Source organism: Psychroserpens sp., assembly GCF_047633235.1.
Lineage (GTDB): Bacteria > Bacteroidota > Bacteroidia > Flavobacteriales > Flavobacteriaceae > Psychroserpens.
In genome coordinates, this window is the sequence record NZ_JBLIET010000064.1 from 1 (window position 1) to 11,380 (window position 11,380).

9 protein-coding genes are annotated in these 11,380 nt (G+C 33.9%); 6 read left to right on the plus strand and 3 right to left on the minus strand.

All coding sequences use genetic code 11. From position 1 onward, the window contains the following. From ACJAZK_RS13790 to tsaB, 5 genes are all read left to right on the plus strand, one after another. Positions 1-596, plus strand: a 596-nt coding sequence (locus ACJAZK_RS13790; protein WP_415224525.1) for an ABC transporter permease, incomplete at its 5' end; no start/stop codon positions are given. Positions 597-641: 45 nt separating this feature from the next. Next, the gene (locus tag ACJAZK_RS13795) at positions 642-1,799 is read left to right on the plus strand and encodes an efflux RND transporter periplasmic adaptor subunit (protein ID WP_415224526.1); all 1,158 of its coding nucleotides are present in this window, start codon (positions 642-644) and stop codon (positions 1,797-1,799) included. A gap of 54 nt (positions 1,800-1,853) precedes the next feature. Next, positions 1,854-3,296 carry a TolC family protein gene (locus ACJAZK_RS13800; RefSeq protein WP_415224527.1) on the plus strand — a complete coding sequence of 481 codons (1,443 nt, stop codon included), beginning with the start codon at positions 1,854-1,856 and terminating at the stop codon, positions 3,294-3,296. Between the two features lie 3 nt (positions 3,297-3,299). Next, complete coding sequence (locus ACJAZK_RS13805) at positions 3,300-4,604, plus strand: efflux RND transporter periplasmic adaptor subunit (protein WP_415224528.1); 1,305 nt, start codon at positions 3,300-3,302, stop codon at positions 4,602-4,604. 28 nt (positions 4,605-4,632) lie between these two features. Then, on the plus strand, positions 4,633-5,307 hold the full coding sequence (gene tsaB, locus ACJAZK_RS13810) for a tRNA (adenosine(37)-N6)-threonylcarbamoyltransferase complex dimerization subunit type 1 TsaB (RefSeq protein ID WP_415224529.1): 675 nt from the start codon (positions 4,633-4,635) through the stop codon (positions 5,305-5,307). Here the strand turns inward: tsaB and ACJAZK_RS13815 are convergent. The 3 genes from ACJAZK_RS13815 to ACJAZK_RS13825 all read right to left on the minus strand — a co-directional run bounded on the left by ACJAZK_RS13815 (position 5,304) and on the right by ACJAZK_RS13825 (position 8,061). Then, positions 5,304-6,116: a mechanosensitive ion channel family protein gene (locus ACJAZK_RS13815; protein WP_415224530.1), complete on the minus strand. Its 813-nt coding sequence runs from the start codon at positions 6,114-6,116 to the stop codon at positions 5,304-5,306. The two genes, tsaB and ACJAZK_RS13815, sit on opposite strands and share 4 nt — an antisense overlap. A gap of 87 nt (positions 6,117-6,203) precedes the next feature. Next, positions 6,204-6,908 (minus strand): hypothetical protein, encoded by a 705-nt coding sequence (locus ACJAZK_RS13820; protein ID WP_415224531.1) that lies wholly within the window; start codon positions 6,906-6,908, stop codon positions 6,204-6,206. 250 nt (positions 6,909-7,158) lie between these two features. Further along, positions 7,159-8,061, minus strand: coding sequence for a NifU family protein (locus ACJAZK_RS13825; protein WP_415224533.1), 903 nt, complete (start codon positions 8,059-8,061; stop codon positions 7,159-7,161). A 350-nt stretch (positions 8,062-8,411) separates the two neighbouring features. Between ACJAZK_RS13825 and ACJAZK_RS13830 the strand changes: the two genes are divergently transcribed. Next, positions 8,412-11,380, plus strand: a 2,969-nt coding sequence (locus ACJAZK_RS13830) for a choice-of-anchor L domain-containing protein (RefSeq protein ID WP_415224532.1), incomplete at its 3' end; no start/stop codon positions are given.

The window sequence follows — 11,380 nt, forward strand, 5'->3', positions numbered from 1 at the left end:
TTAATCAAGGAGATCGCATCTATTATATGGTTATAACTGCGTATGATGCCTATGATATTACAGAGCTTAAAGAATCCATATTTAGTTTTCTTAAAGTGAGACATACCGTCCACCCTAATGATATGAGTGCTTTAGGACACCGCGATCAGTCTTTAGATTTTAAAAAGATGTCAGGTCTTTTTCAGATCCTGTCAGTCGTTGGATATTTTGTGGGAGCACTTATTTTATTATCAGGTATCATCGGAATTAGTAATATTATGCTAATTTCTGTAAAAGAACGCACCAAAGAAATAGGAGTAAGACGAGCATTAGGTGCCACGCCTTGGGAAATCAAATCTCAAATATTACAAGAGAGTTTAATTCTCACTATTATTTCTGGAATGACTGGAGTTGCATTTTCGGCAGGTATTATTTGGTTAATGAATTATGTTTTAAGTGAGAACGGGCCAGTACAGAATTTTGCAAATCCTAGTGTGGGTTTACAAGTCGTGTTTATTGCGTTTTCCATATTAGTCGTATCGGGCTTATTAGCAGGTCTTATCCCAGCAAATAGTGCTACAAAGATGAAGCCTGTTGACGCCTTAAGAATAGAATAAAAATAGAATAAAAGTAGAATAAAAATAATAAATAAATAACACCCAATGAAACGCACAACTACAGTTATCATACTTTTGGTTATAGTCGTAGCCTTTGCAAGTGCTTTGATTTATCTTTGGCAGAAAAATCAAGAAGATCCTATTACTTATGCCACACAGATGGCCTCAAATCAAACAATAGTTGTAAAAACTATGGCTACTGGCAGTATCGTCCCGAAAGAGGAAGTACTCATAAAATCAAATATCTCTGGAGTTATTGAGGAGATTTTTATTGAGGCTGGAGAATATGTAAAGCAAGGCGATTTGATAGCTCAAATTAGAGTAATACCTAACGTATCAAATTTAACGAGTGCAAAAAATAATATTGCATCTAATAGGAACGCTTTACAAACTGCTGAAATCAATTTTAAAACCCAGAAATCTATCTATGATAGACAAAAAGAACTATTTGATAACGGTGTTATTTCTACAAATGATTTTGATCAAGTAAACAATACATATTTACAGGCAAAACAACGTGTAGAACAATCTAGAATTGATGTGACGCAATCGCGTCAAAATTATGATATTATAAAAACGGGTACAACATCTGGTTTAGGTAGTGTAGCACAAACACAGGTGAGGGCAACAGTTTCTGGGATGGTTCTAGACGTCCCCGTAAGAGCAGGTAATCAAGTTATTGAGGCAAATAATTTTAATGAAGGCACCTCTATAGCGTCTCTTGCTGATGTTAGGCAAATGATTTTTGAAGGTAAGGTTGATGAGAGTGAAGTTGGAAAGATTAAAGAAGGCTTACCGTTGGAAATTACTGTTGGAGCTATTGAGAATCTAAAGTTTGATGCTGTATTAGATTATATAGCGCCAAAGGGTGTAGCAGAGAATGGCGCAATTCAATTTGAAATCAAAGGATCTCTTAAAAAAATAGATTCTACTTTTATCAGAGCTGGGTTGAGCGCGAATGCATCTATTATATTAGAAAAAGCAGAGAATGTTTTAGCAATTGAGGAAGCGCTCGTTCAATATGATAGAGAGACAAAGAAGCCTTTCGTAGAAATTGAAATTGGTGATCAAGAATATGAAAGAAAGGATGTAGAATTAGGAATTAGTGATGGCATTTTTGTAGAGATAAAAAACGGTATTACTAAAGACGATAAAATTAAAGTTTGGAACCAAATTCAAGGGATTTCTAAATACGCTCAATAAAAAGTCATCATTTAGTGTAACACTTTAAGAATTATAGATACTTATAGAATACTTATGAAAAAAATAATCAGTATATTAATTGTTTTAATAACAATAAGCTCGCAAGCTCAAAATAAAAAATGGACACTTATTGAGTGTGTTCAGTATGCTTTAGAAAACAATATTTCAGTAAAGCAAAGTGAATTAGATATAGCAACTGCAGATATAGATAGGCTTACAGCAATAGGCAATTTTCTTCCAAGTTTAAATGCTGGTAGTAGTGTTTCTGAAAACACAGGGCTTAGTTTTAACCCCTTGACCAATAATGCGCAAACTACTACATTTCTTTCTGTTAATGGAAATGTAAATATCGGCTATACGTTGTTTGATGGTCTTAGAAATATTAGAACGCTCCAACGTGCTAAAATTTCTAAATTGGCAAGTCAATACCGTTTGGATAAGATGAAAGATGATATTTCTCTTTTTGTAGCCAATGGGTATCTTCAAGTTATTTTGAATAAAGCTAATTTGAATGTTTTGCAATCTCAAAATGAAGTGACACAAGAACAAATAGAAAGAACAGAGCAATTAGTAGAAGTTGGTCAGTTGCCAAGAGGTGATTTACTTGAAATTAAAGCGGTTAACGCAAGTGAACAGCAATCTATTATAAATGCAGAAAATAGTATTCAAATATCTTTAATAGGACTAGCTCAATTATTATTAATTAAAGATTACGAGACATTTGACATTGAGGATGAAGGCTATGACATTGTTGATAGCGGTATAGTCAATAAAGATATCACAGAAATTTTAGCGAAATCAAAAGAAACCAGATCTGAAATCAAAATAGCAGAGCAAAATGTCGAATTGGCTAAAAAAGATGTACAAATAGCAAAAGGTGCTAATTTACCAACGCTCTCCGCATTTTTTGGCTACAATACTAGGTATGTAAATACAACATCTTTTAATCAGCAAGTAGATCCTGATAATCCATTTTTAACACAACAAATTGGCGTAGTTGAAGGTACTGGTCAATCTGTGGTAGGTCAATTTCCTAATACGATAATACAGGAGGTCGCTGCAGATCCGTTCATTAACCAATTGTATCAAAATGATGGTATAGGCTATGGTCTTAGTTTAAATATTCCTATTTTCAATGGATTCGCAACAAAAGGGAATATTAAACGAAGTAAAATAAATTTAGAGCGTAGTAAATTTCAACTAGAGCAAACAGAGTTAGATCTAGAGTCTACTGTGTATCAGGCTTATGTTGATGCTAAGGGGTCTTTTAAGTCTTATGAAGCAGCAAAGTCTGCTTTGGAATCTCAAGAATTAGCCTATGAATATGCTAAAGAACGGTATGATGTAGGATTAACAAATGCTTTTGATTTTAGCCAGTCCAAATTAAGGTTTGATAATGCTAAAATCGAAGTCAACCGTTCTAAATACGATTATATATTTAAATTGAAGGTTCTCGAATTATTTTTCGGCATACCTGCAACAGAATTAAAGTTTTAAACCATGACTAAACAAACTAAAATTATTATTACAGTTATCTCGGTAATCCTGTTAGCATTAATTGCAGGAAAATCTATGGGACTGTTTGGTAAAAAAGGAGATTTCAAAGAAGTAGAAGTTAAAAAAGTTGCTCTTCTAGATATAACTGAGACAGTTTCTGCAACTGGAAAAATACAGCCTGAAGTTGAGGTTAAAATATCGAGTGAAGTTTCTGGTGAGATTTTGGATCTTCCATATAAAGAAGGTCAGCAAGTTAAAAAAGGAGATCTTTTAGTTCGTGTTAATCCAGATTTAATTCAGTCTGCTGTGAATAGATCTCAAGCATCATATCAAAATGTGAGAGCTGGATTAGAACAGGCGGATGCCTCGTTAAAAGAAGCAAAGGCAAATTATGATAGGAGTAAATCACTTTTTGAAAGAGGTGTGATTTCAAAAGCAGATTGGGATAGAGCAATTGCCGCTTTTGAAACTGCAACAGCGTCAAGAAGCTCAGCTTACTATAGTGTACAGAGTGCAGCCGCAACGGTTAATGAAGCTAAAGATAATTTAGGGAGAACTACAATTTATGCTCCTATGAGCGGAACAATCTCATTACTCAATGTAGAATTAGGAGAACGCGTCGTTGGTACACAGCAAATGGCAGGAACCGAAATTTTAAGAGTAGCTAATCTTAATAACATGGAAGTTGAGGTGGATGTTAACGAGAATGACATTGTGAAAGTTCAAATTGGCGATTCCACCATAGTAGAAGTTGACGCCTATTTAAAAAAGGAATTTAAGGGTGTTGTGACAGAAATCGCAAATTCTGCAGCTGGTGCTTTAGCAGCAGATCAAGTCACAAACTTTAGAGTTAAAGTAAGAATTCTAGAAGAGTCTTATGCTGATTTAGTTGAAGGTAAGCCCGAGACTTATTCACCCTTTAGGCCAGGAATGACTGCTACAGTAGATATTATTACTAACAAAAGCAACAATTCAATTGCTGTACCTATTAGTTCTATTGTGATCAAAACAGAGTCCCAAATGACTAAAAGTGAAAAAGATAGGAGAGTCTTAGGTTCCGAAGTAATGCAAACTGAAGATGAAGAGAAATATGAATGTGTTTTCGTTAATGATAATGGTGTAGCTAAATTAGAAAAAGTTAAAACAGGTATTCAAGACGATACGAATATTGAAATTGTATCTGGTTTAAGTGAAGGTGCCGAAATTATTACAGGACCATATAATATAGTGTCTAAAACCCTTAAACCTGGTGATAAAATAGAGAAAAAAGGAAGTCAAATAAAAAAAGAAGAATCGCCAAAAGAGTAAGATTAGTAATAGTAATTAAATTATCTTAATGTCTATAATATTAAGTATTGAAACATCCACGACTAATTGTTCAGTCTCTCTTTCAAAACAAGGAGAGACTTTAGTTTTAAAGGAAGACTATAATATCAATTATTCACATGCAGAATTATTGCATGTGTTTATTGATGATGTTTTAAAAACCGCCAATATAAAGAAAACAGAGATTGATGCTATAGCGGTGAGCAAAGGACCTGGTTCATATACTGGTTTGCGTATTGGTGTGTCTGCAGCTAAGGGTCTGTGTTACGCGTTGGATAAGCCATTAATTTCTGTATCGACGCTTCACGCTTTGGCGAGACAGCTTGATACACAAGAAGGCGTTATTGTGCCTATGTTAGATGCACGACGTATGGAGGTGTATTCAGCGATTTACGATTATGAGTTTAATTTAATTAGAAAAATTGAGGCGCAAATACTTGATGAATTATCTTTTAAAGAAGAATTAAATAACGGTAAAGTGTTTTTTATCGGAAATGGAACAGGAAAAACAAAAGCTCTACTATCTCACGATAATGCCGTCTATATAGATAACAGATTGCCATCGTCTAAGGAGATGAGTGCTTTGGCTTATAACAAATATAAAATAGGCGAGATCGAAGATGTCGCCTATTTTGAACCTTTTTATTTAAAAGATTTTATAGCATTAAAACCTAAAAAAGCTTAATTTTTTTTCTGTATTTCAACGGTATGAGGATAAGGTATTTCTATGCCTGCAGCATCAAATGCCTCTTTGGTTCTCTCAATTAAATCAAATTTGACTGCCCAATAATTTTCTTTTTTAACCCAAACTCTTGTGAAAAAATTGATTGAGCTGTCTGCTAATTCAGACACATTTGTGGCTGGTGCAGGATCTTTCAAAGCAAATTCGTTGGTATTAATAACATCTAAAATGACATCTTTGGTCTGTTTAATATTAGAATCATAACCAACGCCAAAGGTGATATCTACACGACGCAAATCTTCCGTAGTGTAATTGACAATATTACCGTTTGAGAGGCTTCCGTTTGGTATAATAACCTCTTTGTTATCTGGAGTGGTCAATTTTGTTGTAAATATTTCAATTTCTTTTACAGTTCCAGATTGTCCTTGTGCTTCAATGAAATCGCCAATTTTAATAGGTTTGAAAATCATAAGTAATACTCCTCCTGCAAAATTAGCAAGTGAACCTTGTAATGCTAGTCCTATTGCTAAACCCGCAGCAGCTAAGATGGCAGCAAATGACGTTGTTTCAATACCAACAGTGCCTAAAACAACTACAATTAAAATGATTTTTAATAACCAACCAATTAGATTTAAAAGGAATTTTTGAAGACTTGGATCAAATTCTCTTATATCCATTGTTTTTCTAATGCCTTTGATTAACGTTTTAATAATCCATGAGCCAATAATCCAAATGGCAATAGCAGCTAATACTTTTGGGCCAAAATTAACTATGAGTTCATAAGCTTTATCGATCCAATTTTGTAAATCCATAATCCAGTTTTTAATGAGGATATAATATTAATAAAAAAACCCGAACGATAAATGAAATCGTTCGGGTTTGAATTTAGTTTTTTTTAACTAAAGCGTATTGATGTAATTGATTAAATTTATCAAGTCTGCTTCACGAGATGTCTTTATTTTATTCTTTTTAATAAAATTTAAAACCTCTTTTGAGTTTTCTGGAAACAGTTGAGCTAAGTCTTTTTTCTTAGTTGGTAGTTCACGAGCATAAGCACCACTTATGGAAACATAATAGGTGTCATCAATGTTTTTGAACTCTGCAGGCTTATCCTTGTCATAACTGCTTACCGCTGGTTTAGCTTCGTAATATTTTACTTCTTTTTTAGAGAATAGCTTAACGTTTTGATTAGTATCTGTAAAGGAAACAAAATAGCCTCTTTGTAGACCATCATCTGAGTTGATATAGTTTAATGTTGTAAAGTTTAAGTCATCAATTAGAAATGTTATTGTAACATTACTAATGCTTTTATTAAAATTTTGAATCTCACCTTCACTTACTTTGATTTCAATTTCGTCGGTAAAAGCATTATATCTAATATCGTATATTTCAGTTGGGCGAGCAGATATTTTTCCTTTCGTAAAATTTTCATAAAGATAGGGTGAGCCAATTGCTGTTTTATCTTTATCATTCATAGTAACTATAAAAGCTCCTCCGCCTTCCATTAAAGATTGGTTGGATCCGTTATCTTGTGCATGTGTATGGTTGAAACTTGAAGTTATTAGAAGTCCTAGAGTTGCAAATAGTAATGTTGGTTTTTTCATAATATTTTTTTAAATAGACATCAAAAACTATGCCCTCTTTTGTTTGGTGATTATTATATAAAATAAGGCGTTAGTTATAGTTTTTTAAATTTTAAGACCTGTTAACTTATTACCTTTAACAATTTCAATTTGCTTTTCTGCTTATATATTGGCTATTTTTCATGCTTGCTTTATTGCTCTTGCAGTTTCGTTTTCCTAACGCTTATTACGTTTAATTCGATAATATATTTTAAATTTTATTCTTATAAAACTACCCGTTAATCGCTTCAACCGTGTCAACCTTACCTTTCATCATTTCTTTAAGCATATTTTCAATACCACTCTTTAGCGTATATGTAGACGACGGGCAACCACTGCATGCGCCTTGCAAAAGGACCTTTACTTTTTTTTCTATAGGATCATAAGATTGAAATTCAATATTTCCGCCATCACTAGCAACTGCTGGTTTAACGTACTCTTCTAAAATATTTATTATTTCTTTTGAAATATCATCCTTAGATTCATAGTCATTATCTAATTGATCAATTTGCTTTGATTTGGTTTCAGGAGCATTAGGGTCTATAATGGTTTTTCCATTTTCAACATAACTTCTTATAAATTCTCTGAGTTCCATTGTAATCTCACTCCACTCCGCAATATCAAATTTTGTAATTGAAATAAAGTTTTCATCAATAAAGACACTTTTTACAAACGGGAAATGAAAAAGCTCAGCAGCCATTGGCGCAAATTTGGTATCATCGATAGACGTGAACTCATGCGTGGTTGTAGCCAGTTTTTTATTAGCAACAAATTTTAATACGGATGGATTTGGTGTGCTCTCAGCATAAATAGTTACTGGTGTTTTCTTTTTTTCTTCGGAAGCTTCAACAATTACGGCACCCGAATTTAAATAGGTTACAATTTGTTCAGCAACTTCATTTTGTACATCTGCCCATTCAACGATACTAAATTTTTCAATAGCAATAAAGTTACTAGAGATATAAACTTTTTTAACAAATGGTAAATAAAATAATTGTTGAGCGATTGGAGAAGATTTTGCCTCATCTATATTGTTGAATTCAAAACTCTCATGCTGTGTAATAAACTGATTAGTTTCAAATTTAATAATTGAAGGATTGGTAGTCTCTTTTATGGAGATGGAATACGTGTTCATAGCTTTTGTTTGTGCAAAAATAGGCAACTTGAATTTCAAATAATACTATTTTAAGAATAACATAACTTTTTTAAATCCGCTATTGTGTTAAAATAAAAATCGAGATCATGAGATGTTTTACTGCGAGTGCTGGGGAATTAAAGTGTTAAACTGTTACTATTATAACGATTTAACAATCGCGATTCCTTAAATTTTTATTAAATTTCGCTCTTATTATGAAGCCTTCTTACCATAACTGGAAATCTTATTGCTTATTACAGTGATTTTATTCAAAGTCGTGTATTAAACCTATTTGAATAAAAAGAGGTGATTGAATGTTAAATAATAAGTTTAAAACCATTTTAAAAGCTATGAAAAAGCTCTGCTTACTATTTTTCTTACTTTCTTATGTCTCTTTCGCTCAGGATTTAAACATGCAAAGTGGCAGTTTTGATAGATGTGCACCAGATAAGTTTTATGATTCTGGAGGATCTGGAGGCGCTTATGGTAGTGATGAGAACTTGACTACTACAATCTGTTCTTTAAATGCAGGAGAGTTTATTATCCTTGATTTTTTAGCTTTTAGTACACAGCTCAATGTCGACATATTAACTATTTATGATGGTGATGATAATACCGCACCAATTATTGGAACTTATAATGGTGCTAATACTCCTGGGACAGTAACGGCATCTGGTACTAATGCAAGTGGTTGTATAACTATAGAATTTGTTTCAAATGGATCAGGAACGACTACAGGTTGGGAAGCAGATATTATTTGTGCAGTACCTTGTCAAACGATAACACCTTCAATAGATAGTGCAGTTCCAGCAATTAATTCCTCGGGTTCAGTACAAGCAAATATTGGTGAGTCTATTACTTTTAATGGAAGTGCCATGTTTTCTACAGATGGGACAGGTGCAATTTATCAGTGGAATTTTGGAGATACAAATACAGATACAGGCAATACAGTCTCAAATACCTATACTGCTTCAGGAAATTATACGGTTACTTTAATAGTCACAGATGCTAATCCCGTGGGATGCGCTGAGACTATAACTATTTCTGTGTTTATTGTAGGTGAGAATGTCGTCGTAGATCAAACGACATATACTGTAGAAGAATTAGTAGAGGATATACTCATAAATAGTGATTGTGCTCAAATTAGTAATATCACATTCTCAACAGGAACAAATTTTGGTGAGGATAATGGTATCGGATACTTTATTAATGATGGTTCACTATTCCCTTTTACAGACGGAATATTATTAACTTCTGGAGATGCAAGTAAAGTTAGAGGGCCTAATGATAATGCCATGAGTGACGGTAGTTTTAATTGGCCTGGTGATGCAGAGTTAGATACAGCTGTAGGAATCAATTCAAACAATGCGTCAATAATAGAGTTTGATTTTGTGCCTTTGGCAGACAGCATTAGTTTTGATTTTTTAATGGCTTCGGAAGAATATAATGGTTCAACAGGTGGAACTTTTGAATGTACATTTTCAGATGCCTTTGCATTTTTGTTAACGGATGCTTCGGGTAATATTACAAATTTAGCAGTATTGCCTGGAACAACAACTCCAATTTTGGTAACGAATATACATCCTCTAAATCCTGGTTGCGCTGCCATTAATGAACAGTTTTTTGGGGGCTATACTAATCAAGATGCGCCTCCAATGAGTTTTGACGGGAGAACTACGGTATTTACTGCTCAGTCTGCAGTAATTCCCGGAGACACTTACCGTATTAAATTAGTGATTGCAGATGCTGGTGATGCGTCTTTAGATTCCGGTGTGTTTTTAAAAGCAGGAAGTTTTGATTTAGGTGGTGATTTAGGTGATGATATTACTATTGCTGCGGGTACTGCAGAGTGTGATGGAGCCTTAACAGTATTAGATACTCAAACACCAACTGCAGCTCACGTGTGGTATAAAGATGGTGTTGAAATAACAGGTGAAACCGGTTCTATACTTAACGTTAGCGAATCTGGAGTGTACTCAGTAGATATCGTGTTTTCAGGGATTTGCCAAGCAAGTGATTCGGTAGTTGTAGAATTTAAACCAAATCCTGTTGCAAACACACCTCCAAATCTAACCATATGTAGTATTTCTGGTACTGGTGAATTTACGCTTACTGATAATAATGCTGAAATTTTAGGGACTCAAGATCCAGCAGATTTTGTAATTAGTTATCACCTCATAGAACAAGATGCGATTGATAATGTCAACCCTCAAACAAGTCCATATACCAACACTGCTAACCCTCAAACAATTTTTGCACGTATGGCAGAATTAACTCAAGAGTGTTTTGATACAACATCTTTTGATTTAGAATTCACAAATTTGAATATTAATACAATGCTAACGCCTCTGCAAGAGTGCGATGATAATAATGATGGTTTTGCAATGTTTATGCTAACAGATTCTAATTTAGAAGTTATAGATGTGTTAGATCCTGTAACAGTTTCCGTATCCTATCATTTTTCTTTAGCAGAAGCTGAAAGTGGCATCAATCCATTACCAGTGCCTTACACAAATGTTGTGATAGATAATCAAACTGTCTTTGTAAGAGTCCAAGCTAACAGCAGTGTTGATTGCTATAATATAACGACATTAGATCTTATAGTGAATGCTTTACCTGTTCTATTGGCTCCAACACCTTTTGAAGTTTGTGATGATGATAACGATGGATTCTCCATGTTTGATTTGACATCAAAAGATATCGAAATATTGGGTGCTCAAATAGGGATGACAGTCACGTATCACGAAACGCTTATCGAAGCTATTGACGGTGTTAATGACCAATCTAGCCCATATAGTAATATCTCCGGAGGTTCTCAAACTTTGGTGGTTAGAATCACTGATGATTTAACGGGTTGTTTTGATACAGTGGAGCTTCAATTATTTGTGAATCCAATTCCATCTGTCGGTGTAATTTCAGATTATCAACTTTGTGATGATAATCTGCCAGGAGATGAAACCGAAATATTTGATTTTTCAACTAAAGACACAGAAGCAATTGATAGCCAAACAGGAGTTGCAGTCTCATACCATGAAACACTTTCTGATGCTGTTGACGGAATAAGCCCACTTGCTAATCTTTATAGTAATACTAGTAATCCGCAAACTGTTTTTGTTAATATAACCAATACAACCAGTGGTTGTGTGAATGTTGGAAGTTTTGATTTGATTGTAAACTCTTTGCCAGCATTAGTCGCTCCAACGGCTTTAGAAGTTTGTGACGATGGCACACCAGACGGAATAACGAGTATCGATTTAACATTAAAAAATATAGAAGTCACTGGTAACGATCCAAATTACTCAGTAAGTTACCACATTAG

Coding starts and splice junctions, on each gene's coding strand:
- ACJAZK_RS13800 (WP_415224527.1), top strand. CDS start 1,854: ATGAAAAAAATAATCAGTATATTAATTGTTTTAATAACAATAAGCTCG.
- ACJAZK_RS13805 (WP_415224528.1), top strand. CDS start 3,300: ATGACTAAACAAACTAAAATTATTATTACAGTTATCTCGGTAATCCTG.
- ACJAZK_RS13815 (WP_415224530.1), bottom strand. CDS start 6,116: ATGGATTTACAAAATTGGATCGATAAAGCTTATGAACTCATAGTTAAT.
- tsaB (WP_415224529.1), top strand. CDS start 4,633: ATGTCTATAATATTAAGTATTGAAACATCCACGACTAATTGTTCAGTC.
- ACJAZK_RS13795 (WP_415224526.1), top strand. CDS start 642: ATGAAACGCACAACTACAGTTATCATACTTTTGGTTATAGTCGTAGCC.
- ACJAZK_RS13825 (WP_415224533.1), bottom strand. CDS start 8,061: ATGAACACGTATTCCATCTCCATAAAAGAGACTACCAATCCTTCAATT.
- ACJAZK_RS13820 (WP_415224531.1), bottom strand. CDS start 6,908: ATGAAAAAACCAACATTACTATTTGCAACTCTAGGACTTCTAATAACT.